28 protein-coding genes are annotated in these 23,441 nt (G+C 64.8%); 23 read left to right on the top strand and 5 right to left on the bottom strand.

What is annotated here, in order from left to right; translation table 11 throughout:
- Positions 1–32: 32 nt before the first annotated feature.
- The 3 genes from yajC to secF are packed head-to-tail and all read left to right on the top strand — an operon-like array spanning position 33 to position 3,256.
- A complete protein-coding gene (gene yajC, locus ACNSTU_RS05045; RefSeq protein ID WP_290634602.1) occupies positions 33–389 on the top strand; it encodes a preprotein translocase subunit YajC in 357 nt (118 codons plus the stop codon).
- A gap of 20 nt (positions 390–409) precedes the next feature.
- Positions 410–2,281, top strand: coding sequence for a protein translocase subunit SecD (secD, locus tag ACNSTU_RS05040; RefSeq protein ID WP_290634604.1), 1,872 nt, complete (start codon positions 410–412; stop codon positions 2,279–2,281).
- A 21-nt stretch (positions 2,282–2,302) separates the two neighbouring features.
- Positions 2,303–3,256, top strand: a complete 954-nt coding sequence (gene secF, locus ACNSTU_RS05035) for a protein translocase subunit SecF (protein ID WP_290634605.1) — start codon at positions 2,303–2,305, stop codon at positions 3,254–3,256.
- A gap of 28 nt (positions 3,257–3,284) precedes the next feature.
- Here secF and ACNSTU_RS05030 read toward each other — a convergent pair whose 3' ends face one another.
- Positions 3,285–3,884 carry a porin family protein gene (locus ACNSTU_RS05030; protein WP_290634607.1) on the bottom strand — a complete coding sequence of 200 codons (600 nt, stop codon included), beginning with the start codon at positions 3,882–3,884 and terminating at the stop codon, positions 3,285–3,287.
- 37 nt (positions 3,885–3,921) lie between these two features.
- Between ACNSTU_RS05030 and ACNSTU_RS05025 the strand changes: the two genes are divergently transcribed.
- The 4 genes from ACNSTU_RS05025 (at position 3,922) to ACNSTU_RS05010 (ending at position 6,029) form a co-directional block, all read left to right on the top strand.
- A complete protein-coding gene (locus tag ACNSTU_RS05025; RefSeq protein ID WP_290634610.1) occupies positions 3,922–4,461 on the top strand; it encodes a TIGR00730 family Rossman fold protein in 540 nt (179 codons plus the stop codon).
- Positions 4,462–4,474: 13 nt separating this feature from the next.
- A complete protein-coding gene (locus tag ACNSTU_RS05020; RefSeq protein WP_290634612.1) occupies positions 4,475–4,729 on the top strand; it encodes a Smr/MutS family protein in 255 nt (84 codons plus the stop codon).
- A gap of 150 nt (positions 4,730–4,879) precedes the next feature.
- A complete protein-coding gene (locus tag ACNSTU_RS05015; protein ID WP_290634614.1) occupies positions 4,880–5,470 on the top strand; it encodes a TetR/AcrR family transcriptional regulator in 591 nt (196 codons plus the stop codon).
- A 187-nt stretch (positions 5,471–5,657) separates the two neighbouring features.
- On the top strand, positions 5,658–6,029 hold the full coding sequence (locus ACNSTU_RS05010) for a hypothetical protein (RefSeq protein ID WP_290634616.1): 372 nt from the start codon (positions 5,658–5,660) through the stop codon (positions 6,027–6,029).
- A 58-nt stretch (positions 6,030–6,087) separates the two neighbouring features.
- Here ACNSTU_RS05010 and ACNSTU_RS05005 read toward each other — a convergent pair whose 3' ends face one another.
- Positions 6,088–6,276, bottom strand: a complete 189-nt coding sequence (locus tag ACNSTU_RS05005; protein ID WP_290634617.1) for a hypothetical protein — start codon at positions 6,274–6,276, stop codon at positions 6,088–6,090.
- Positions 6,277–6,669: 393 nt separating this feature from the next.
- On the opposite strand from ACNSTU_RS05005, the gene ACNSTU_RS05000 reads away from it, so the two are divergent.
- Both ACNSTU_RS05000 and ACNSTU_RS04995 read left to right on the top strand, forming a co-directional pair.
- Entirely contained in the window at positions 6,670–6,942 is a 273-nt protein-coding gene (locus tag ACNSTU_RS05000) for an RNA recognition motif domain-containing protein (RefSeq protein ID WP_290634619.1), read from the top strand.
- Positions 6,943–7,088: 146 nt separating this feature from the next.
- A complete protein-coding gene (locus ACNSTU_RS04995; RefSeq protein WP_290634621.1) occupies positions 7,089–8,366 on the top strand; it encodes a M48 family metallopeptidase in 1,278 nt (425 codons plus the stop codon).
- Between the two features lie 20 nt (positions 8,367–8,386).
- Here ACNSTU_RS04995 and ACNSTU_RS04990 read toward each other — a convergent pair whose 3' ends face one another.
- Together ACNSTU_RS04990 and ACNSTU_RS04985 are read right to left on the bottom strand one after the other, a co-directional pair.
- Entirely contained in the window at positions 8,387–9,445 is a 1,059-nt protein-coding gene (locus ACNSTU_RS04990; RefSeq protein ID WP_418212141.1) for a polysaccharide deacetylase family protein, read from the bottom strand.
- A 73-nt stretch (positions 9,446–9,518) separates the two neighbouring features.
- Positions 9,519–10,319, bottom strand: coding sequence for an inositol monophosphatase family protein (locus tag ACNSTU_RS04985; RefSeq protein ID WP_418212140.1), 801 nt, complete (start codon positions 10,317–10,319; stop codon positions 9,519–9,521).
- Positions 10,320–10,472: 153 nt separating this feature from the next.
- On the opposite strand from ACNSTU_RS04985, the gene ACNSTU_RS04980 reads away from it, so the two are divergent.
- The 13 genes from ACNSTU_RS04980 (at position 10,473) to ACNSTU_RS04920 (ending at position 21,714) form a co-directional block, all read left to right on the top strand.
- On the top strand, positions 10,473–11,222 hold the full coding sequence (locus ACNSTU_RS04980) for an RNA methyltransferase (RefSeq protein WP_290634627.1): 750 nt from the start codon (positions 10,473–10,475) through the stop codon (positions 11,220–11,222).
- Between the two features lie 175 nt (positions 11,223–11,397).
- On the top strand, positions 11,398–12,207 hold the full coding sequence (gene cysE, locus ACNSTU_RS04975) for a serine O-acetyltransferase (RefSeq protein WP_290634629.1): 810 nt from the start codon (positions 11,398–11,400) through the stop codon (positions 12,205–12,207).
- Positions 12,188–13,450: a cysteine desulfurase family protein gene (locus ACNSTU_RS04970; RefSeq protein ID WP_290637410.1), complete on the top strand. Its 1,263-nt coding sequence runs from the start codon at positions 12,188–12,190 to the stop codon at positions 13,448–13,450. Before cysE ends, ACNSTU_RS04970 begins: the two co-directional genes overlap by 20 nt.
- Positions 13,447–13,827: an iron-sulfur cluster assembly scaffold protein gene (locus ACNSTU_RS04965; protein ID WP_290634633.1), complete on the top strand. Its 381-nt coding sequence runs from the start codon at positions 13,447–13,449 to the stop codon at positions 13,825–13,827. Before ACNSTU_RS04970 ends, ACNSTU_RS04965 begins: the two co-directional genes overlap by 4 nt.
- Positions 13,828–13,844: 17 nt before the next feature.
- Positions 13,845–14,168 (top strand): HesB/IscA family protein, encoded by a 324-nt coding sequence (locus ACNSTU_RS04960; RefSeq protein WP_290634635.1) that lies wholly within the window; start codon positions 13,845–13,847, stop codon positions 14,166–14,168.
- Between the two features lie 199 nt (positions 14,169–14,367).
- Entirely contained in the window at positions 14,368–14,793 is a 426-nt protein-coding gene (ndk, locus tag ACNSTU_RS04955; protein WP_290634637.1) for a nucleoside-diphosphate kinase, read from the top strand.
- Between the two features lie 46 nt (positions 14,794–14,839).
- On the top strand, positions 14,840–15,925 hold the full coding sequence (rlmN, locus tag ACNSTU_RS04950; protein ID WP_418212158.1) for a 23S rRNA (adenine(2503)-C(2))-methyltransferase RlmN: 1,086 nt from the start codon (positions 14,840–14,842) through the stop codon (positions 15,923–15,925).
- A complete protein-coding gene (gene pilW / locus ACNSTU_RS04945; RefSeq protein ID WP_290634641.1) occupies positions 15,922–16,665 on the top strand; it encodes a type IV pilus biogenesis/stability protein PilW in 744 nt (247 codons plus the stop codon). The genes rlmN and pilW overlap by 4 nt, the downstream gene beginning before the upstream one ends.
- Positions 16,658–17,791, top strand: coding sequence for a helix-turn-helix domain-containing protein (locus tag ACNSTU_RS04940; protein ID WP_418212139.1), 1,134 nt, complete (start codon positions 16,658–16,660; stop codon positions 17,789–17,791). Before pilW ends, ACNSTU_RS04940 begins: the two co-directional genes overlap by 8 nt.
- Positions 17,792–17,845: 54 nt before the next feature.
- Complete coding sequence (hisS, locus tag ACNSTU_RS04935) at positions 17,846–19,117, top strand: histidine--tRNA ligase (RefSeq protein ID WP_290634645.1); 1,272 nt, start codon at positions 17,846–17,848, stop codon at positions 19,115–19,117.
- Positions 19,118–19,150: 33 nt separating this feature from the next.
- Positions 19,151–19,783: a YfgM family protein gene (locus ACNSTU_RS04930; RefSeq protein WP_290634647.1), complete on the top strand. Its 633-nt coding sequence runs from the start codon at positions 19,151–19,153 to the stop codon at positions 19,781–19,783.
- Positions 19,780–20,943 carry an outer membrane protein assembly factor BamB gene (gene bamB / locus ACNSTU_RS04925; protein WP_290634649.1) on the top strand — a complete coding sequence of 388 codons (1,164 nt, stop codon included), beginning with the start codon at positions 19,780–19,782 and terminating at the stop codon, positions 20,941–20,943. Before ACNSTU_RS04930 ends, bamB begins: the two co-directional genes overlap by 4 nt.
- A 3-nt stretch (positions 20,944–20,946) precedes the next feature.
- Positions 20,947–21,714, top strand: coding sequence for an NRDE family protein (locus ACNSTU_RS04920; protein WP_290634651.1), 768 nt, complete (start codon positions 20,947–20,949; stop codon positions 21,712–21,714).
- On the opposite strand, the gene ACNSTU_RS04915 is transcribed toward ACNSTU_RS04920, so the two are convergent.
- Positions 21,711–22,712: a pentapeptide repeat-containing protein gene (locus ACNSTU_RS04915; protein ID WP_290634653.1), complete on the bottom strand. Its 1,002-nt coding sequence runs from the start codon at positions 22,710–22,712 to the stop codon at positions 21,711–21,713. The two genes, ACNSTU_RS04920 and ACNSTU_RS04915, sit on opposite strands and share 4 nt — an antisense overlap.
- 61 nt (positions 22,713–22,773) lie before the next feature.
- Here ACNSTU_RS04915 and adk point away from each other — a divergent pair, with 61 nt between their 5' ends.
- Positions 22,774–23,430 (top strand): adenylate kinase, encoded by a 657-nt coding sequence (gene adk, locus ACNSTU_RS04910; RefSeq protein WP_290634655.1) that lies wholly within the window; start codon positions 22,774–22,776, stop codon positions 23,428–23,430.
- Positions 23,431–23,441 lie beyond the last annotated feature (11 nt).

Raw genomic sequence — 23,441 nt, 5'->3', positions numbered from 1 at the left:
GCTCGTTTTTGCCATCGACAAGAGGTTGATCCATGGAATTCTTCATCTCCAGTGCCTTTGCCCAGCAGGGTGGAGAAGGTGCGGGCTGGACCGCCCTGCTGTTCCCGATCCTGCTGATCGCCATTTTCTACTTCCTGCTCATCCGGCCCCAGGCGAAGCGCCAGAAAGAGCACAAGAAGATGGTCTCCGAGCTGGCCAAGGGTGACGAGGTCATCACGCAGGGCGGACTTCTCGGGCGCATCACCGACGTTGACGAGACCTTCATCAGTGTGGAGATCAACGACAACAATCAGGTGAAGGTGCAGAAGAATGCGGTTGCCCAGGTGGTTCCCAAGGGGACGATCAAGGGCAAGGTGGAACCCGAAGAGGCCAAGAAGGCTGGTAAATAAGCGCAAGGCTGCCTGTTCACATGAATCGTTATCCGCTCTGGAAATACCTGATCCTCATCGTCGCCATCGTGGTGGGTGCGCTGTACGCGTTACCGAATCTCTTCGGCGAAGATCCATCCGTGCAGATCACCCCGGTGCGCGGCGCGGTGGAGACCACCGAGATCGAGAGGCAGGCCCTGGAGGTCCTCGATGAGGAAGGCAAGGACTACATCGCCACCGAGGTGGACGACGAGCGGGTACTGATTCGTTTCGGCAGCTCGGATGCGCAGGTGGATGCAGCGGACCTGCTGCGCGCACGTCTGGGCAACGATGTGACCGTGGCGCTCAATCTGGCGCCGGCGACGCCGGACTGGTTGCGGGCCATCAACGCTGCGCCCATGTACCTGGGCCTGGATCTGCGTGGCGGCGTCCATTTTCTGATGGATGTGGACATGGATGCCGCCGTATCCCAGAGCCTGGAGCGCTACCAGACCGATTTCCGCAATCAGCTGCGCCAGGAGCGCATCCGCTACGGCCGCATCGAGGTGGACGACGACAACCGCATCGTGACCCGCTTCAACGATGCGGCGGACCGTGAGCGCGCCTACGACAAGCTGCGCGGCGAGTATCGCGAGCTTGATCTGGCACAGGAAGAGCGTGACGGCCAGTACTGGCTGATCGCCACCGTGCCGGAAGAGGAACAGAGCGAGATCCAGCGTTTCGCCGTGCAGCAGAACATCACCACGCTGCGTAACCGGGTGAACGAACTGGGTGTCGCCGAGCCCGTGATCCAGCAGCAGGGCAGCAGCCGCATCGTGGTCCAGCTGCCCGGTGTGCAGGACACGGCCCGGGCGCGGGAGATCATTGGCACGACCGCCACGCTCGAGTTCCGGATGGTGGACGAAGACCACTACCCCTATCGCGGCGATGCAGATGATCCGGCTCCTCCCGGTACGGTGAAGTACCCGGCCCGCAACCCCCGCTATGGCGACTACGTGGTGATGGAGCGGGAGGTCATGCTGACCGGGGAGTACATCATCGACGCCTCGTCCGGCATCGACCAGGAGACCGGTGGGCCCGAGGTCAACATCCGGCTCAGCTCTGCCGGCGGTGACATGTTCAACCGGGCGACCCGCGAGAACGTGGGTAACAGCATGGCGGTGGTGTTCATCGAAACCCGGCAGGAGACGCGGGAGCAGAACGGCGAGACGGTGAGTGAGCGCGTGCGCACCGAAGAGGTGATCAACGTCGCCACCATCCAGGAACCGCTCTCGAACCGTTTCCGGATTACCGGTCTGGAAGACAGTACCGCCGCGCGTGACCTGGCGCTGCTCCTCCGTGCGGGCTCGCTGGCGGCACCCATCGACATCATCGAGGAGCGCACGGTCGGCCCGAGCATGGGGCAGGAGAACATCGACCGCGGTGTCATGGCCGTGGTGATCGGCTTTGTGCTGGTGGTGCTGTTCATGGCGTTCTACTACCGGGTGTTCGGTCTGATCGCCAACATGGCGCTGATGTTGAACCTGGTGTTCATCGTCGCCGTGCTCTCCATGCTGCAGGCGACCCTGACGCTGCCGGGCATTGCGGGTATCGTTCTTACGGTCGGCATGGCTGTCGATGCCAATGTGCTGATATTCCAGCGAATACGGGAGGAGATTGCGGCGGGGCTGTCGCCGCAGCAGGCGATCCACTCGGGTTACGCCAAGGCCCTGTCGACCATCGCCGACGCCAATATCACCACCCTGATTGCGGCCGTGGTGCTGTTCCTGTTCGGCTCCGGGCCGATCCAGGGCTTCGCCGTGACACTGTCCATCGGCATCGTGACGTCCATGTTCACGGCCATTCTGGGCACGCGCGCGGTGGTGAATCTGATCTACGGCCGGAAGCGTCGCCTGACGCGGCTGGCAATCTGAGCGGGCAAGGGACGCAAAACCATGTGGCTTTTCAATAAAACGCCCAATCTGGATTTCATGAGCCGGCGCCGCTGGGCGGGCCTGGCGTCCTTGATCATGCTCACTCTGGCCGTGGCGATCATTGCGATACGCGGGCTGAACTTCGGCATCGACTTCACTGGCGGCACGGTCGTGGAGGTGGGCTTCCAGGATGCCGTCGACCTCACCGAGGTCCGCCGCACCATGGACGAAGGCGGGTACGAGGAAGCGGTGGTGCAGCATTTCGGCACTGCCCGGGATGTCATGATCCGGCTCGGACCGCGGGATGAAGAGGACGCGGATGCACTGAGCAACCGTGTGCTCGACACTCTGGAAGAGCGGTTTCCCGAAGTGGAGCTTCGCAGGGTGGAGTTCGTGGGGCCGCAGGTGGGCGAGGAGCTGACCGAGCAGGGTGCGCTGGCGATGCTGGGCGCGCTCGGCTGTATTCTGCTCTACGTGGCGTTCCGTTTCGAGTACCGGTTTGCGGCGGGGTCAGTGGCTGCGCTGGTCCACGACATTACCCTCGTGGTGGGGATCCTGTCTCTGTTCCAGATCACGTTCGACCTTACGGTCCTTGCAGCGTTGCTTGCCGTCATCGGTTACTCCCTGAACGACACCATTGTCGTATTCGACCGAATACGCGAAAACTTCCTGCGCATGCGCAAGGGCGGCACCGAGGAAGTGATGAATGCGGCCATCAACCAGACCCTGTCCCGCACATTGGTGACATCGTTCACCACCCTGCTGGTGGTGCTTTCGCTTTACTTCGTCGGCGGCGAGGTGATCTCCGGCTTTGCCTTTACCCTGCTGCTTGGCGTCCTGGTCGGGACCTACTCCTCGATCTTCGTGGCAAGCGCATCGGCGCTCGCCATGGGCGTTACCAAGTATGACCTGCAGCCGCCGGCCAAGGAGGGCGAGGATCAGGAAGAGGAAGGCGAGGAGGGGGCGCGCCCCTGAGCGGCCTGCGCCCCCGGTGGCGGCCGGTTCAGAATGTCCAGCGTGCGCCGGCACTGATGGCCGAGAAGTCGATGTCGCTGGAGTCGATGTAGCGCATGTAGTCGATGTTCAGCGACGCGCCCGGCGACAGATTGAAATCCAGGCCAATGCCAAGGCTGACGCCGGACTCCCGGACGCTCACGCTGTTGTCGTCGGCATCCCGGCCGCTCATCTCTATGCCCGCCGCGCCCATGACGCCGTAGAGGGAGGTGTAACGGGTAATGCCGAGATCACCCCGGATCAGCCCGGCGTAGAGAAAATCCAGCTCACGGCGCTCACTGCCGGAGCGGTCCGTGCCGGTTCCGCCAAGGTGCGCCTCGAAGGAGAAGGTCGGATTCAGGCGAATGCCCAGGCGGCCCCGCACGCCGAGCGACGAGAAATCACGGCCCGCTTCTTCGTCGTATGACCAGTTCATGGCATCCATGCCGAGATAGAAACGATCCTGGCTCTCGGCAGGTGCCGCGACCGCGACCGCTGACAGGCCGAGCGCCATGGCCAGTGCGGGTGCGGGTGCGTGACGGGCAAGGGTCCGGGGGCGCATGATCTCTCCTTCGCGATTCGGGTGGGTGATGTCATCCGTCGTTTCCATGGAAGTATGCATCATTCGGCGTTGATAGGGAGTGGTGATGAAACAGGTGTGTGTTTACTGCGGTTCCAGCCCCGGGCGAGGCCAGCGCTATGTCGAGACTGCGCGCGCCATGGGGACCACCCTGGCCCGTCGCGGCCTGGGGCTCGTCTACGGCGGCGCGAGTATCGGCCTGATGGGCGAGGTTGCCGAGGCGACGTTGGCGGCGGACGGGCAGGTGACCGGGGTCATTCCGACAGTGGTGGAGGAGCAGGAGGTGGCCCATACCGGGCTCACGGAACTCATCCAGGTCGACACGATGCACGAGCGCAAGACCATCATGGCCGAGCGGGCCGATGCGTTCATCGCCATGCCGGGTGGACTGGGAACGCTGGAGGAGTTGTTCGAGATTCTCACCTGGAGTCAGCTGCGGATTCATGTGAAACCTGTCGGTCTTCTCAATGCTCATGGTTACTACGATCAGCTGCTGGCATTCCTGGATCATTGCGTCGACGAGGAGTTGATCCGACCCTGGCATCGGAACATGCTCAAGGTCGATACAACCCCGGATGCGCTGCTGGAGCGCATGATGCAGAGCTGACCAGCGGAGACCCATGGCACGACTCAAGGTTGATCTCCACGACATCTTCAACCGTGGCCGCCAGATCGACGCGGCTCTGACCGACGCCTTTGCGCAGGCGGTCGACAAGCGCCTGCCCATGGTGGAGATTATCCACGGGCGAGGTAAGGGACAGCTGAAGAAGCGTGTACTCAAGTTTCTCGAGCAGCCGCATATCCGCGAGCAGTACCACCGGGTCGAAAAGGACACGAAGAACCCGGGGCGGCTGTTCGTGCATTTCCGCCATTGACCCACCTGCCGACTCAGTCGCCACAGGGCGTTTCGTGACGCCGTTCGCATTCTCGTAGACAGCCCAGTATACTTGTAACAGTGTAATAACGAGAATGGGGCGCACCACAGCGCGCACCCGTCAATACCGTGCTCCGAGGAGACCAGGCCCATGACCTCGACCGATAACCGTGCCGGTTCGCGACGCGATCAGTTGCTGGAGACGGCGACAGACCTCTTCTACCGCAACGGCTGTCATACCACTGGCATCGACAAGGTGCTCGCCGAGGCAGGCGTTGCCAAGATGACGCTCTACAAGCACTTTGGCTCAAAGGATAATCTGGTGCTGGCCGCCTGCGAGCGTTTCCACGAGCGAGTGCGCAATCAGTTTGAAGAAGCGGTGAACGAGGATGGACTCACGGCCCGGGAGCGGCTGGAGGCTCTGTTCAGTTTCATGGACCGCTGGGCTCACCAGGAGGAGTTCTGGGGATGCCCGTCAATCAACCTGGCGGTGCAGTACCCCCAGCACGATCACCCCATCCATCAGGCCGCCGCCGAGCACAAGCAGTTCCGTATCGAGTATGTGGCCCGCCTCGCCGAGGAGGCGGGACTCCGGCACCCCACCGATGTCGCCCGCCAGCTCGTGCTGCTGATCGAAGGGGTGACGGTCATGGTGCAGGTCACGGGCGATCATTCGCTGGTCGAGGATGCTCGCGCCGCAGCCAACACCATCATCGCGAAGGCGGTCGGCGAGTCGGACTGAAACCACCATCGGTCTCCCTGTAGAAAGGCCCGCGTTGAGCAGCTGCTCAACGCGGGCCTTCTTCGTAAAGGATCCCGACTTACCCGCAGAGGCCATTTGTGCTCTAGGTGTAGACAGACCGGTCTGACTTTTGTAGAGTAAAGACAGATCGGTTCACATTAGTCAGTCCGCAACTCGGAGGTTGATCATGAAAACGAAGATTCTTGTAGGCGTCGCCGCACTGTTCGCATCGCAGGCCGCATTTGCCGGCAGCACGACGGTGGAGCAGCGGTTGATTGACTGGGGCTTCATGCCGGAGCCGGTGCAGTCCACCAACATCGTTCGGACCGAGCCCGCCGAGCCAGAAAGTCGCACGGAAGCTCTGCTGGTGGAGTGGGGCTTCAAGCGCCAGCCGGTGGAGCGCGTTCTGCAGACCGATCAGCGCGCGGTGGGGCAGCAGCGTTTCGACAATTCCACTGAAGAACGCTTGGTGGAGTGGGGGTTCCTGCCGGAGAAGGGGCGTAACGTCAGTACCCTGATCGGCGCAGACGATGCCCGGGGATCGGACTCGCGCTCCTGATCGCACCGCGCGTCGAGTCCTACTGACGGCCCGTTTCGGCGGGCCGTTCTCGTTGTGGTTACACCATGCTGATCAGCAGCAGCACGAACAGCACCACGAACAGCAGGGGAAACAGCAGGCCTCGCCAGTCCTTTGGCTGATCGGCATTCTCCTTGTTCCGCTTCATGCTCTCCCGGATACCGGGCATGAACCACATGGTGACGAGCACGGCGACGATTCCCGCCAGAATCATTTCCCAAGTGGCCACGCGTCCCAACTCCTCTGTGATTCGGTCAACAATTACCTGCGCGACGAATGTCTGGCATTCGAGCGCCGGTACGGATGGCGCCGATAATGCCCGCGCAGGCCCTGCGAAACAAGTGATTCACGGTTGCCTTAATCGTGCAGCAGTGGCGGCCGGCGCTGATCCCTGTGGCGACTGTCTTGACGGCTGCGCAAAGCTGGACCATTAATTCTTCATGGTTGCCGTGAAAGTCGCCTGTCGCCGGGCGGCGGAGAGGGCGTCGACGCGTCATGCCAGCGGTGGCGCCCAAGGTGTCCAGGGGAGCCCGGTTGCCAGGAGGAGGGCCGGGGATTGGCCGTGCGGGGCCGCCGGCCGAGCCCAACCCCATCGTGGGATGGGCAGTTCGGAGCATACAGCGTGCACAAGACAATCTATGTGGGCAATCTGCCGTTCAGTTCGACTGAGGACGATATCCGCTCTCTGTTCGAGGCGCACGGCACAGTGCAGTCCGTGAAGCTCATCGCCGATCGTGATTCCGGCAAACCGCGCGGGTTCGGGTTCGTGCAGATGGATGCAGAGGAAGCGGAGGCCGCCATCGAGGCACTGAACGGTTATGAACTCGGTGGCCGGGCACTGCGTATCAACGAGGCGCGTCAGCGAACGGGGCACCGGGTGCGCCGACCGTTCTGAAGTCTGCCTGGCGCTCTCCGTTTCGGCGAGGCCCCCCCGGCATGCCGCGGCCTCCGGCGTGGTCATGATCGTCGCATGCGGCCCGCATCTGTGGTGAAATTCGGCAGATGGTCCTCCATACATTGTTTTCTCTGGGAGAGCGTGTCGTGTGGCATCGGATTCTCGGGCTGTTCCTCGCGGTTGCCATGGTTACTGGCTGTGCCGTCAATCCGGTGACCGGTGAGCGGCAGTTCAGCCTGGTCAGTGAAGAGTGGGAGCTGGAGGTCGGCGAGGAGAACTATGCGCCGCTGCGGCAGATGGAAGGCGGTGATTACACGTTCGACCGGGAACTGCTGGAGTACGTACAGGAAGTGGGGCAGCGTGTCGCCGCGGAGGCGGATCGGGATCTGCCCTACGAGTTCACGGTGCTGAACAGCTCGATTCCCAATGCCTGGGCGCTGCCCGGCGGCAAGATTGCCATCAATCGTGGGCTGCTGACGGAGATGAATTCCGAAGCGGAGCTGGCGTCGGTGCTGGGGCATGAGGTGGTGCACTCGGCTGCACGCCATGGGGCGCAGCGCCAGTCCCAGCAGGTCCTGCTCCAGGGCGCGGTCATGGCGGGTGGTATTGCTGTCGGCGTCGCAACCGAGCGCCAGGAGTATGCCGCCGTTGCGCTGCTCGCCGGTGGCCTGGGTGCGCAGCTCATCAGCCAGCGGTACTCCCGGGATGCGGAGCGCGAGGCAGATGAATACGGCATGGTTTACATGCACCGTGCCGGCTACAACCCCGAGGCTGCCGTGGACCTGCAGGAGACGTTCGTCCGCCTGTCGGAAGGCCGTGGAGGTGGCGGGTTTGCACAGGGGCTGTTTGCCTCGCATCCGCCCAGCGAGGAGCGCGTGGAGAACAACCGCCGTACGCTGGAGCGCCTCGGGGCGGAAGGGGAGTGGGGCCGCGATCGTTACCAGGAGCGGATTGCAACCATCAATGAACTGAAACCCGCCTACGCCTCGCACGACGAGGGGCGACGAGCCCTCAGGGACGGCGACGCGGACACCGCCCTGGCCAAGGCCAGGGAAGCCCTGGAGATGGAGGATGGCGAGGCAACCTTCCACGCGCTTGCCGGTGATGCCATGGCGACCAAGGGCCGCATGGAGGACGCGGAAGCGGCTTACAGCCGGGCGCTGGAGCGCGACGACAGCTGGTTCTACCATCATCTGCGGCGTGGCATGGTCCGCGAGAACCGCGGGGCACTGGATGGTGCCAGGGACGACCTGCGCAGAAGCCTGGAGCTGCTTCCCACTGCGGATGCCCATTACCATCTCGGTAACGTGGAACGTGCCCAGGGGAATCGCGACCAGGCCATCCGGCATTACCGCACCGCCGCCCAGTCTGACGACGAGACCGGGCGGCGGGCGCGGCAGGCACTGGAGGATATGGGGGTCTGAGACGGCCCCCTGTCAGCGGATCAGTCGGGCAGAATGATCCACTGCTGGCTGAACCAGTAGAAGCGGCCCTGCTCGGGCGACGGCGCCGTGCAGTTGTAGCGGGTACGGCCCCGGTTCAATGTCTCGGGCGCTTCCACGGCGAACACCCGCTCGTCACGGTCCACCCATTCCACTTCGACGCTGCCCTGGCCGCCCACAAAGCAGGCGAGCTGGTTGAGTCGCGCATCGCTATCGGCCAGGGTCACTTCCATCCGCGGCGGGTTGTTGTCCTCGGCTGCAACCGGGTCCCAGGGGTCGATGGATTTCACCGGCAGGGATTTCGTGCCCGCTTTCTGCTTGAAGTCGTCCAGGTCCGTGAACGAATCCGCCATCGGGAAGCGCGGCAGTGCCATGGGGTGGCTGTGCGGTCCGATGGCGCCGCTGTGCTGTCCGATGCCGATGTAGCCCAGATCCTCGGCGACGTCGGCAACCGTCTGGTTGTACTCGCCGTAGGGGTAGGCGAACAGCATGGGGATGTCGTTATGCTCGCCCAGCTCCTCCTCGATGCGGTCCTGGGCGTTCCTGATGTCGTCTCGGATGCGTTCAGCGTACGCCTCGTCGGATTCGTCGTCGCCCTGGCGTACCAGATAGTCATGGGTGGTGGAGTGATTGGCGAAGGTCGCGCCGTGCTCTTCCATTTCGCGCATCTGGTCCCAGGTCATATAGCCGGAGAGCCCGTCGTCCACCGGTTCCGTGGCGACGAACACGGTGTAGGGCAGATCGCGTTCCTTCAGGATCGGGAACGCGTTTTCGTAGACGGACCGGTAGGCGTCGTCGATGGTGATAGCCACGGTGCGGTCGGGCACGGATTCGCCATTCTCCAGATGCTCGACGATCCGCTCCATGGGCCAGATGGTGTATTCCTCTTCAAGGTGGTCCAGGTGGGCCTCGAAGGCATCAACGGAAATACTGGTGGAGGGGTAGTCGTCTTCGCCGAAGCGGTGATACATAAAGGCAACCGCATGCCAGCCACCCGCCTGGGCTGCACCGATCTCCGCACCGAACAGCAGACCCGCCAGGGCCAGTCCCCGAAGCATCATAGGTAGACTTCCTTCGCAATTGAGTGACCGAATGCGTTACAGCATAACCTTCGACACACGGGGGCGGAAAGGATCAGCCGTTGAGCAGCGCCGGCGTGCAGTGCGGGCGTACGTGCTGGAGAAGATTGTGGAACAGCTTGGGGCTGCCGGCGACGATATTGCCGTTGTCCATGTAGCGTTCGCTGCCGTTGAAGTCGCCGACCACACCGCCCGCCTCACGGACCAGCAGTGCACCGGCCGCCACGTCCCAGGGCTGCAGGCCGATTTCCCAGTAGCCGTCCAGACGCCCGGCGGCGACGTAGGCGAGGTCCAGGGCGGCCGAGCCCGCCCGGCGCAGGTCACCGGCGTGCTCCACTACGGCCCGGAACTGACCCATGTAGGCGTCCATGTGGTGTGGCTGCCGGAACGGAAAGCCGGTGCCGATCAGCCTGCCCTCGATGCTCTTGTGGCTGCGCACCCGGATCTTGTGATCGTCCAGAGTGGCGCCGTTGCCCCGGCTGGTGGTGAACAGCTCCTGGCGGATCGGGTCGTAGATCACGCCCGCTTCCAGCCGGCCCTTGACCCGGAGGGCGATGGAGACGGCGAAGTGGGGCAGACCGTGGATGAAGTTGGTGGTGCCGTCCAGCGGGTCGATGATCCAGACGTAGTCCGACTGCCCCTGGCTGCCGCCTTCCTCGCCGAGGAACTCGTGATCCGGGTAGGCGCGTTTCAGGGTGCCGACGATCTCCTGTTCGGCCGCCCGGTCCACGTCGCTCACGTAGTCGTTCAGCCCTTTCGACTCGATGCGGACGCGGTCGAGCCTGTCCATGGAGCGAACAATCAGGTTGCCGGCGCTGCGAGCCGCGCGCACGGCCATGTTGACCATCGGGTTCATAGAGGTGTCTGAGTCCGTCGACCTGGGAAGTGGAGCGGGAGAATAACAGGTCTGGACCGCCGGTTGAACTTGGCCTTACTTCTGGCGGCAACGGCGGTACACTGCCACTCCCGAAAACAAGCGATCCGAAGCACGCAAGCAGCAGGAGCCCTGATGCGCCCGGAACACGTCCGTATGGTACTGGTGGAGCCCTCGCTGGGGGCGAACGTCGGGGCGGCGGCCCGGGCCATCAAGACCATGGGTCTGGACGCCCTCCACCTGGTCACCCCCCGCCAGTTTCCGCACCCGGATGCCACCGCCATGGCATCGGGAGCCGATGACATCCTGGACCGCGCACAGGTGCACGAGACCCTGGACGACGCACTGGTGGGGACGACGCTGGTGGTGGGCCTGTCGGCGCGGCAACGGACATTGTCGTGTCCGGTGGAGACGCCGCGGGAGTCGGCTCCCCGGCTGATCGCGGAAGCAGAGCAGCGGCCCGTGGCGGTTCTGTTCGGGCGCGAGCGGGTGGGGCTGACCAACGAGGAGCTGGATCGCTGTCACCGCCTGGTCCAGATTCCCGCGAATCCCGACTACAGTTCGCTGAACATCGCTGCATCGGTGCAGGTCATGGCCTACGAGTTGAGAATGGCGGGGCTGGCCGATGTCGCGCCGGAACAGCCCACCTCGGAGTGGCCACCGGCGACCGCCGATGACATGGAGCGCTTCTATGCGCACCTGGAGCGGGTGCTGCAGCGGATCGATTTTCTCGATCCTGCCAACCCGAGGGCGCTTATGCGGCGGTTGCGGCTGTTCTTCGGGCGTGCGCGTCCCGACCACAACGAGATGCAGATTCTCAGAGGCGTTCTTGCCCACGTGGAGAAAGGGCTGGACGGTACTTTGCGTCGGCGGCGCGGTGAGTGAATCGGACGATTGTGCGTCTGGCGCCGAGTTCGCTAACATGAAGCCACCATGACCGGACACCCCCACAGGCTCTGTTGCCAACGCCACTGTTGCTGCTGTTGTCGCTGCTGCGACTGAGTATTGCCCGCAGCCTGCATCGAGCCTGAAGCCTGCCTTTCCGGACAAGGACACCCCAATGTTCAATCGTATTCGAGAGGATATCCGGTGCGTCAGGGACCGTGACCCAGCGGCCCGCAACGCGTTCGACGTGCTGACCTGCTACCCCGGGCTGCACGCCCTGCTGTGGCACCGCTTCTGCCACCGTCTGTGGAACTGGCGGCTGTACTGGCTGGCGCGGTTCATCTCCCTGTTCGCCCGCTGGACCACCGGCGTCGAGATTCACCCGGGGGCGCGGATAGGCCGGCGTTTCTTCATCGACCACGGCATGGGCGTGGTCATTGGTGAGACCGCCGAGATCGGCGATGACTGCACCCTTTATCATGGCGTTACCTTGGGTGGTACCAGCCTGGAACGGGGGAAACGGCATCCCACGCTGGAGAGCGACGTGGTGGTCGGGGCCGGGGCCAAGGTGCTGGGGCCCGTCACCGTGTCCACCGGGGCGCGGGTGGGGTCCAATGCCGTTGTCATCAAGGACGTGCCGGAGGGTGCCACCATGGTCGGGATTCCCGCCCGTGTCGCCGGACAGCGGGCCGAGAAAACGCCCCAGCGTGAGGCCACGGCGCGCAAGATCGGTTTCGACGCCTACGGCACCACGGACATGCCTGACCCGGTCAGCCAGGCGATCAACTCGATCCTGGACCACATCCACGTGACCGACGAGCGTCTGGTGGAGATGTGTCAGGCCGTCCGCGATCTGGGTGGGAGGCTCCCGGATGCGCGCATTCCCGATCTGGACTGCAGCCGGTTCGAGAACGGCAACGGCGGCCCGGACGTGTCGAAGGAGGAGGCCGCGGAGTCGGGGGGCGATGACGACAGTGCCCGGTGACGCCGAACTGCTCTATCTGGACTACGCCGCAACCACGCCGGTGGCGCCGGAGGTGGCGGCGCGTATGGCGGCTTGCCTGCAGATCGACGGGGTGTTCGGCAATCCGTCGTCCCGGCACCGCTGGGGCGTGGACGCCGCGCACCTGATCGACGCCGCCGCCGGCCAGGTGGGGGCGCTGATTGGGGCGCCGGCGGACGGGGTGGTCTGGACCTCCGGCGCCACCGAATCCGACAACCTGGCGGTTCTCGGCGTCGGCCGTTTCGCCCGGGAGCGCGGCCGGGGTAACCACGTGATTTCGGCGCGCACCGAGCATGCCGCGGTGCTGGGTGCGCTGGAGCAGCTCGAACGGGAAGGCATGGAGGTCACGCTGTTGCCACCGGGCCCCGATGGCGCCGTAACCGTGGAGCAGGTGGGGGAGGCGCTGCGGGACGACACCGTGCTGGTCTCCCTGATGCACGTGAACAACGAAACCGGTGCCGTGAACGACATTGCCGCCATCGGCGAACGCCTTCGGCAACACCCCGCCCGTTTCCATGTGGATGCAGCGCAGAGCGCCGGCCGATTGCCACTGTGCGCCGATGCCTGGGGCATCGATCTGCTCGCGCTGTCGGGCCACAAGATCTACGGCCCCAAAGGCGTGGGTGCGTTGTGGGTGCGGCGGCGACCGCGAGTGCGATTGTCGCCGCTGTTCCACGGCGGCGGACAGCAGGACGGAGTGCGGCCCGGCACCCTGGCGCCGCATCTGATCGCCGGCATGGGCGAGGCGTGCGCGCTGACCATGGCGGACATGGAGCACGAGCCGGCCCGGTTGCGCGGTCTGCGGGATCATCTGCGCGAGCAGCTGGTGGACCTGGGGGCGGTTCAGGTCAACGGTCAGGCGAACGGCAGCCCCCACGTACTCAACGTGAGCATTGGCTGCGTCAACGGCGATGCGCTGCAGGCGGATCTGGACGGGCTGGGCATCTCGGCGGGGTCCGCCTGCAGCTCTTCCGACCAGGCTGCCTCACACGTACTGCGCGCCATGGGGGTTCCCGACGCGCTCGCACACAGCACGCTGCGGTTCAGCCTGGGCCGCTGGAGCACCCGAGAATCGGTGGATGCCGCAGTGGCCCGCGTGGGGGCATCCATCCAGCGGCTCCGCGCCCTGTCGCCCGCGTGGCCGCGCTACCGCGACGGGCAGTCGCTGGACGCGCTGTATCGGCGGAACCCGCAGCCCGCTGGCGCGTCAAAGGAGAGCAGATGATGCCGTTGCCGGAACTGGCCCGGGCGCATTTCGAGGCGCCGCGTAACGCCGGGCGGCTGGATGCCGCGACCGGGCTGATCGGCAGGGGTTGCGCGGGTCATGTACAATCAGGAATTGAAGTGGAGTTCCAGATTGCCGCCACCTCGGATCTTCGGTTGGGTCCGGTGGCGTGGCTCTGCCTCGGGCCACCCGAGGCCATCGCGGCGGCCAGCTGGCTGTCGGAAGCCGTGTTCGGGAGCACACCCGGCAGCGCGGCAGGCTGGACGGCGCCGGGTATCTGCGAGGCGCTGGAACTTCCGGCCCAGGCCGTGTCCGATGTGCTCGTCGTGGAGGACGCTTTCCGGCGGGCGCTGGCGGATCTGGAACGGCAAACTTGATCTGGAGGTAGCACGCAATGGCGATCCAACTGACCGAAGCCGCTGCCCGGCATGTCAAAGCGCACGCCGCAAAGGAAGGCCATGACCACAGTGTGCGTCTTGGTGTTCGCACCAGCGGGTGCTCCGGGTTCATGTACACCGTCGACTATGCCGAAGGCGTCAACGACAACGACGTGACCTTCGAGCAGCACGGGATCCGCATCGTCATCAGCCGCAAGAGTCTGCCGTTCCTGGAAGGAACGGAGGTGGATTTTGTGCGTGAAGGGCTGAATCAGCGGTTCGATTTCCGCAACCCCAATGTCAAGGACATGTGCGGCTGCGGAGAGAGCTTCACGGTCTGAGCGCCTGATCGCCGCGGCAGCGGGGAAAGGCGTTACCGGATTGCCTGCAAATTGCCGCCTACCTGCGCAGGCGGTACACTAGCGCGCCTTGCGAATTCTCTCGGCGCCCCGGTCTGATCGGGGATGCCGGAGACGTTCCTGTTTATGATCCAGTCCACAGTTGTCCTCGGACAAATCAACTAAGTTACGGAGTAACCGGATGGCCGTTGAACGTACCCTTTCCATCATCAAGCCGGATGCCGTCGCCAAGAACGTCATCGGTGAGCTGTACACCCGGTTCGAGAAAGCCGGTCTGAAAATCGTTGCTGCCCGCATGGTTCACATGAGCCGGGAGCAGGCGGAGGGGTTCTATGCAGTACACAAGGACCGCCCGTTCTTCAACGATCTGGTCGGCTTCATGATTTCCGGGCCCGTGATGGTGCAGGTGCTCGAGGGCGAGGACGCCATCCGCAAGAATCGCGACATCATGGGGGCGACCAACCCCAAGGAAGCGTTGGCCGGCACCATCCGGCACGACTACGCCGAGAGCATTGACGCCAACGCGGCGCACGGTTCCGATGCACCGGAAACGGCGGCGCAGGAGATCGAGTATTTCTTCAAGGCCGATGAAATCTGTTCCCGTTAAGGTTGTCGCCGAGAACGGCGCGAAAACGGGCCAGGCCCCGGAGAAGCTGAATCTCCTGGGCCTCGACCGCAAGGGGCTCGAAGGGCTTTTCGCCGAGATGGGCGAGAAGCCCTTTCGCGCGTCCCAGATTCTCAAATGGGTCCACGCCCGCGGCGTGACCAACTTCGACGACATGACCGACCTCAGCAAGTCACTGCGTGCCAAGCTTGCGGAGATGGCCGAGGTGCGGGTGCCCGAGCCGGTCATGGACCAGGAGTCTACGGACGGTACCCGCAAGTGGCTTCTGCAGCTCGACGGCTCCAACGCCATCGAGGCGGTTCTGATCCCGGAGAAGAGCCGCGAGACCCTGTGCATTTCCTCCCAGGTTGGGTGCGCCCTGGAATGCACTTTCTGCTCCACTGGGTATCAGGGCTTCAATCGCAACCTCTCCACGGCCGAGATCATCGGCCAGCTGTGGTATGTCTGGCGCATGCTCGAGAAGGAGGGCACCGGGCGGCAGGTGACCAACGTGGTGTTCATGGGCATGGGCGAGCCTCTGCTCAACTTCAAGAACGTCGTGCCCGCCTCGGAGCTCATGAAGGACGACCACGCCTACGGTCTCTCCAAACGGCGCGTCACTCTGAGTACCTCCGGCGTCATACCGTATCTGGACAAGCTCACGGAAGTGAGTGACATCAGCCTGGCCGTGTCACTGCATGCGCCCAACGACGCGCTGCGCGACGAGCTGGTGCCGATCAACAAGAAGCACCCCATCGCGGATTTGCTGGCGGCCTGCCGCCGCTACATCGCCGACAAGCCGCATCGGAGCATCACCTGGGAGTACGTCATGCTCGACGGGGTGAACGACTCCGACGACCATGCGCGTCAGCTCGCCCGGCTGCTGAAAGGCATTCCGTCCAAGGTGAACCTGATTCCGTTCAATCCGTTTCCGGAGGCACCCTATGAGCGCTCCAGCGATGAGCGGATCCGGGCGTTCAGCAACATTCTGAGCAATGCCGGGCTCGTCTCCACTACCCGCAAGACCCGCGGTGACGACATCGACGGTGCCTGCGGCCAGTTGGTCGGCAAGGTGGCCGATCGCACGCGGCGACGGCAGAAACGGGCCGAGCGGGAGCAGGCGACCCAGCCATGATGCGATTCCTGCGTGTGAGTCTGGTGTTCGTGGTGTTGGTGGTCGTGGGCTGCGCCGGCGGGCAGCAGGGCCGGGAAGCGTCGAGCATCAATACGCAGCTCGGCATCAATTACATGCAGCAGGGCAACCTCAATCAGGCCAGTGAATCCCTGGAAAAGGCGCTGGAACAGGACCGGCGCAACCCGGAAGCCCATGCGGCGAAAGCGGTGCTCGCCGAACGCCTCGGCGACCATGATGATGCGGATCACCATTTCCGCCGCTCGCTGCGTCTGGACGACGAGCAGTCATCGGTGCGCAACAATTACGGCCGGTTCCTGTGCAGCCAGGGGCGCTACGACGAGGCTGGCCAGCAGTTCCAGTACGCCATTGACGACTCGCTCTACCAGCGGCGCCACGTGGCGCTGGCCAATGCCGGGCTATGTGCGATGCGCGACGACCGTCCGGACGAGGCGGAGGAGTATCTGCGGCGTGCCCTGCAGCACGAATCCCGTTTCGCGCCAGCCCTGCGGCACCTGGCCGAACTCCGGTATGAGAACGGTGACTACCTGTCTGCACGGGGTTACTACCAGCGTCTGATGGAGCAACGGAGCCAGAACGCGGCGACGCTCTGGCTGGGTGTGCGTATCGAGGATGCGCTTGATAACAACGATGAGGCAGCCAGCTACGCGCTGAGACTGCGCTCCGATTTTCCCGACTCGGATGAGGCGCAGGCACTGCGCCGGATGGATCGCCATGACTGATAATGATAACGAAGAACAGGAAGGCGTCGGCAGCGCCGTAACGGGGCCCGGGGTGGAACTGTGGGCCGCTCGCTCCGAAAAGGGCATGACAACGGGGGATGTGGCAACGGCGCTGCACCTCTCCGTGCAGACCATCGAGGATCTGGAAGCGGAGAACTGGGACAACCTGCCGCCCGGGCCGTTCGTGCGGGGATACATCCGGGCGTATGCGGGTCTGCTGGAGCTCGACAGTGAGGAGTTGATGCGCCGTGTCGACGTGTCCATGGGCGGCGGCGAGCCGACCCTCAAAGTCAGCTCTTCCGTGGACACCTCGCCGCAGATGCCCCGTCTGCTTGCTCTCACGGGTGTGGGGGTTGTGGTGTTTGCCGTAATCGCCGGTGCCGGCTGGTGGTTTCTCGACCGCACGGCGCCCTTCCTCTCGGAAGATCCGCCTGCCGAGATGGCCGGGCCGGACGCCGACCAGGTGCCTGAGGCCACTGCCGAGGATGACGTCGCCGACCCGGCCGACGACGACGGTCTCGCCGCGCTGGAGGATGACTCGGACCCGGTGGAGCTCCAGGACGAACCGGTGGTCGAGGCCACGCCGGATGAAGACGCAGCGGATGATGCCCCGGCCGCGATGCTCGACCCCGACACGCTGGCCGATGAGCTGGCCGCCGATGAGCCGCTCGCTCTGGGAACCGAAGAGCCGCCGGCGACGGTCGATGACGCGGACGACCCCCTGGCGGGCAGCGATGATGGCCTGACGCTGGGGAGCGACGAAGAGTCTCTCGACGAGGCCGTGGAGCCCGATCTGGCGTCGTCGGAGCCTGCGCCGGCAATCGACGCCGCGCCGGACGAGGAGGCCGGAGAAGCCGACGCGGAAACCGAGCTGCCACCGCTGACCGATCCGGAAGAGCTGGTGCTCGATTTTGCCGGGCCGGCATGGATGGAGGTGACGGACGCCCGCGGCGAGCGGCTGCTCTACGGGCTGGTCCAGGAAGAGGGCGAGCAGGTGCTTGAGGGTGAGGCACCGTTTTCCGTGCTGGTCGGCGACGTGACGCGGGTCAGCGTCTACTTCGGCGACGAAGAGATCGAACTCGGGCCCGAGCGGCCGGGCCGGGTCGTACGGGTCGAGGTGCCTTGAACCCGCCCGTAACGTGCTCCGACCCCGGAGCAGTGGAAACAACAGGGAGGCCCATTGGCTACGACAATCCAGTCCGTCAGGGGATTCGGCGATATCCTGCCGGAGCAAACGCCCGTGTGGCAGTTCGTGGAGGAGCGCCTGCGCGCGACCCTGGACGCCTACGGTTACGAAGAGATTCGCCTGCCGCTGCTGGAGAAGACGGAGCTTTTCTCCCGCTCCATCGGTGAAGTGACCGATATCGTCGAAAAGGAGATGTACACCTTCGACGACCGCAACGGCGACAGCCTCAGTCTGCGGCCGGAGGGCACTGCCGGCTGCGTTCGCGCCGGCATCCAGCACGGCCTTTTCCATAATCGCCAGCCGCGGCTGTGGTATTGCGGCAGCATGTTTCGGCACGAGCGGCCGCAGAAGGGGCGGTACCGCCAGTTCAATCAGGTGGGGGTGGAGGTGTTCGGGCTGCCCGGCCCGGATATCGATGCCGAAGTCATACTGTTGGCAGCGCGCATGTTGCGCGCCGTCGGTCTCGACGACATCCGCCTGGAGCTGAACACCCTGGGGACGCCCGAAGCCCGCGCGGCGTACCGGGACGCGCTGGTGGATTACCTGCGCGGCCATGAAGACGCCCTCGACGAGGACAGTCGCCGGCGGTTGTCCAGCAACCCGCTGCGCATCCTCGATACCAAGAACCCGGACACGCGGGCGATCCTGGAGGGGGCGCCTGCGCTCGCGGACTGGATCGACGCCGAGAGCCGGGAGCACTTCCGCGATCTCTGCGCCATCCTGGATCGAGCGGGCATTGCCTACACCGTGAACACGCAACTGGTTCGCGGCCTGGACTACTATGGCCGCACGGTTTTCGAGTGGGTGACCGACCAGCTCGGTGCACAGGGGACCGTCTGCGCCGGTGGCCGTTACGATGGCCTCGTGGAGCAGATCGGCGGTCGCGCCACGCCGGCAATCGGCTTCGCGCTGGGGGTTGAGCGCCTGGTGGCGCTGCTGGAGGATGGTGGCAAGGCCCCGGCTCCACCAGCGCCGGACGTCTATCTCGTGTTGTCCGGTGATGCCGCGGCACGGGAGGGGCTTGTGCTGGCCGAGGAACTCAGGGACGCCATTACCGGTCTGCGTCTTGTAACCCACTGCGGTGGCGGCAGCTTCAAGAGCCAGTTCAAACGGGCGGATCGCCTGGGTGCGCGGCTCGCTGTGGTCATGGGCGAGAACGAGGTCGCACGGGGCGAGGTGGCCGTCAAGGATCTGCACGGTGGCGGGGACCAGTTGACCGTGACCCGCACGGAGCTGCCCCGGGTATTGCGCGAGCGCCTGGACTAAAGGCGCGCAAGTCACGAAGGACGGGATCAACGCATGAGTGATGAAGAACAGGTCGAGAAGCTGCGTCAGTGGTGGCAGGAGCACGGTCGTGCCGTGATCGCCGGTATCATCATCGCCGTTGGCGGGGTGATCGGCTGGCAGCAGTGGGGTGCTTATCAGGACCGTCAGGCCGAGGCGGCGTCGGCCGCATACATGCATTTCGTCGAGGCACGGGACACCGGCGCCGATGCGGATACCGTCGTTCGCCGCGGCCAGCGCGTACTGGATGACTTCGGCTCCAGCACCTATGCTGCGATGGCCGGCATGCAGCTGGCCACCTATCAGGCGCAGCAGGACGCCGCGGACGCGGCGTCGGAGACGCTGCAGTGGGTGATCGACAACGCCTCGGACAAACCATTCCGGGATCTGGCCCGGCTGCGTCTTGCCCAGATTCACTACGGCCATGACCGCCTCGACGAGGCCCTTGCCGTTCTCGAGGATGCCGAGGATGGTCCGTACGAGGCCCGGTACCAGGAGCTGCGGGGTGATATCCACGCGGCCCGCGGCGACCGGGAGAAGGCCCGCACAGCGTATCAGCATGCGCTCGGCGTCGATTCCGTTTCCCAGATGCGCCGGACGCTGATCGAACTCAAGCTCAACGAGATCGGTGGGGAGGCGTCAGCGTGAGACATCGGGTCATGCTGCTGGTGCTGGCGGGGGTGGCTCTGGCCCTTGCCGGCTGCGGTACCACGTCCGAACGTGCGACGCCCTCGGACGATCTCCGCGATGGCCAGCCGGAAGTTCTCGCCGAGCGGGAGTGGCATCGGCGCGCAGGCTCCGGCGTCCAGACCGAGGGAGAGGCGCTTCCGCCGGTGCTGGTCGACGGCCAGCTATACGTCTCCGACCGCCGAGGACGTGTCAGCGCGTACAGCGCCGAGACCGGGCGGCTGAGCTGGCGGTTCAGTATCGGCTCCGGGATCTCCGGCGGACCTGCAATTGCCGAGGACATGGTCGTGGTCGGCACCCGCAAGGGGCGGGTCGTCGCACTTGAGCCGGAGACCGGCGAGCAGATCTGGGAGGCGCGGGTGAGCAGTGAGGTGCTCACTCTGCCGACGATTGACGACGATGTCGTGGTCGTGCGCAGTGCCGATGGCCGCGTGTACGGGTTCAGCCGTGACTCCGGTTCTCGTCGCTGGGTGCACGACGTGAGTGTGCCTTCGCTCTCCCTGCGCGGTTCCAGTCACCCGGTGCAGCTCAACGGCAATGTTGCGATCGGGTTCGAGAACGGTGTGCTGCAAGCTCTGCGTGCCAGCGACGGCGAGCCTGCGTGGCAGGTGACCGTCTCGGAGCCACGCGGCAGTGCCGACCTGGACCGGGTTCGCGACATCGATGCCACCCCCGTGCTGTTTGACGGCACGCTGTACGTGGTCGGTTATCGCGGGCGCCTGATGGCGGTGTCGCCTTCTGATGGTGATGTGTACTGGGACCGCGAGTTCTCCTCCCACTCCGGCATGGGCGTGGATGACGAGCGGGTTTACGTCACCGACGAGCGCGGCCGCGTCTGGGCCGTGGACCGGCGCACCGGTGCGTCGATCTGGCGTCAGAACGACACGGAAGGGCTCAACGCCACGGCACCGACGGCGCACGGCGCTTACGTGGTGTTCGGTGACCACACCGGACGGCTGACCGTGTTGTCCGCGCAGGATGGGCGGATTCTGGCGCGACGGCAGATCTCGGAAGACGATCGCATCTCGCAGGCGCCCGTCAGTGACGGTGATGGCGTGCTCGTACTGACCGACGACGGCTACCTGATGCGCTATCATCTGCGTGATCGCGACGCGGAGTAGCGCATGTGCCTGCTGGCCTTTGCGGTCGGGTGTCACCCCGACTATCCGCTGATCGTCGTCGGCAACCGGGACGAATACCACCACCGTCCCACGGAGCCGATGCACTGGTGGCAGGACCCGCGTCTGCTTGCCGGGCGCGACCTCACCGCCGGCGGAACCTGGCTAGGCGTCACGCCCTCCGGGCGCTTCGCCACGGTGACCAACTATCGCGACCCCGAGCTGCAGCGTAGCGATGCCATTTCCCGTGGGCAGCTGGTTGTGGATGCCCTTACCGCTGAGGACCTCGGTGCGTTCAGCACTGAGCTGGAGGCCTGTGGCAGCCGCTACAACGGGTTCAACCTGTTGTGGGGTGGCGTCGAGTGCCTGTACTACTACTCCAACCAGGAAGGCGGCGTGCGCACGGTGCCCGCCGGCATACATGGACTCAGTAACGGGCTGCTGAACACCCCGTGGCCCAAGCTGATCCGGGTGCGGGACCGGCTCGACACCATGGTCCGCGGTGGCGAGCAGCCCGATAGCGAGGCATTGCTGGACCTGCTGGCGGACCGGCGTCTCGCGGCGGACGGGTCGTTGCCGGATACCGGTATTCCAAAGGACTGGGAGCGGCTGCTTTCCAGCCCGTTCATTGTCAGTGAAGCTTACGGTACCCGGGCTTCCACGGTGGTCATGGTGAGCGCCGATGGCGCAGTGGCGGTACGCGAGCGGTCATTCGGGCCGAGTGGCGACTGCCTGGACGACCGCGCCTTCCGCTGGCAGGCGCCGGCGCCTTAATCACAGTCCCCGACACTGCGTGGCCGGCAATGGCGGCGGTCAGTCCAGGTCGCATTGCCCAGTCTTGCTTCCTCGAAAACCGTTCCCCGGGTCGAGGCGTTGCGGAGATCGGCCCGCTCCAGATTGGCGCCGGTGAAATCGGCGCCGTCCAGCGATGCCCTGTCCAGATTGGCGCCGCGCAGGTTGGCCCCGGTGAGGTCCGCTCCTTCCAGATTCACCTGTTCCAGGTTGGCGTCACTGAGGTCGGCTCCGCGGAGGCGTGCGCCCTCCAGGTTGGCACGCGTGAACCTGCTGTTGTTGGCTTGCGCATCGGTGAAATCCACGCCCTGAAGGCGGGCGTTGTAAAAGCTCGCACCGCTCAGGCGCGCTTCATTGAAGCGGCTGGCAGTCAGATCGGCGGAGTCGAACCGCACGTCCTCCAGGTCGGCGCCGACAAAACTTGCTTCCGGAAGACTGGAGGAGACAAAGCGGGCACCCTTGAGGTCGGCGCCGTCGAACTGCGCCCGAGCCAGCCTGGATGCACCGAAATCGGCACGCCTCAGTTGACCATTCCGGAGGTCCGCTTCATCCAGTGACGCATCCGTGACGACGGCCCCCTCGAGATTGACGCCCTGAAGCATGGCGCCGGTGAAGTCGATACGCCGAAGCAGGGCCCGGTTCAGAGTGGCCCCTTCCAGCTCCGCCCCCTGCTTGTCGCACCCCGCCCAGTTGATACCCTGGGCCGGCTCCGCGTTGCAGTCCGCATGGGCGGGTGATACGCTCAGCGCCGAAAAAATGAGCACGCCCAACGCCATGAGCCCTGTGGTCATGCGGGCAGAAAGGCCGCCGACGGTGGTCGCCACACTCCGATGGCTGGATGCCCGGAAGGCATGTTTCACCAGATTGATCAGTGCGTTGCCGGCCATGGCGTCAGGCCCCGTGGAAGCGCCATCCGCCTCCGGGTCTCCGGCGCCTCGCGTGCCGCCAGCAAGGGCCCGGGGCAGTGACAGCAGGCTCACCGTGCCGGGCGCCGTCGAGAGAACCGATTTTCTAGTATTGGAGTGAGGAGGCATTAGAGTCATGCGTATCATTCTATTGGGCCCGCCCGGCGCGGGCAAAGGCACGCAGGCCGGATTCATCTGCGAGCATTTCGGGATTCCCCAGATCTCCACCGGTGACATGCTGCGCGCCGCGGTCAAGGAAGGAACGCCGCTGGGCAAGGAAGCGGAGAAGATCATGAGCTCGGGTGGTCTGGTCTCCGACGATATCATTCTTGGCGTCGTCAAGGAGCGGATCGCCAAGGCGGATTGCGCCAACGGATTTCTGTTCGACGGGTTTCCGCGGACCATCGGTCAGGCGGAAGCGGTGAAGGACGAGCAGATCGCCCTGGATTACGTGGTGGAACTGCAGGTGGACGACGAAGAAATCGTCAGTCGCATGAGTGGCCGCCGGGTCCATCCCGCGTCAGGCCGGGTTTACCACGTGGAGCACAACCCGCCGAAAGTGGCCGGGAAAGACGACGAAACAGGGGAAGACCTGGTCCAGCGCGAGGACGACCAGGAGGGCACCGTGCGCAAGCGTCTGGAGGTGTACCACGAACAGACCCGCCCGCTGGTTGAGTACTATCAGAAGCTGGCTGACAGTGGCGAGCCCATTGCGCCGCGCTATGTCGCACTGCAGGGCACTGGTGACGTCAACGAGATCCGGCAACGTATCATCGCCGCCCTGACGGCGTGATCCACTTCTGA

This window comes from Aquisalimonas sp. APHAB1-3, assembly GCF_048323695.1.
In the GTDB taxonomy this organism is placed as follows: Bacteria; Pseudomonadota; Gammaproteobacteria; order Nitrococcales; family Aquisalimonadaceae; genus Aquisalimonas.
The sequence above is the reverse complement of the archived record's forward strand: the minus strand, read 5'-3'. Positions and strand labels throughout refer to the sequence as shown.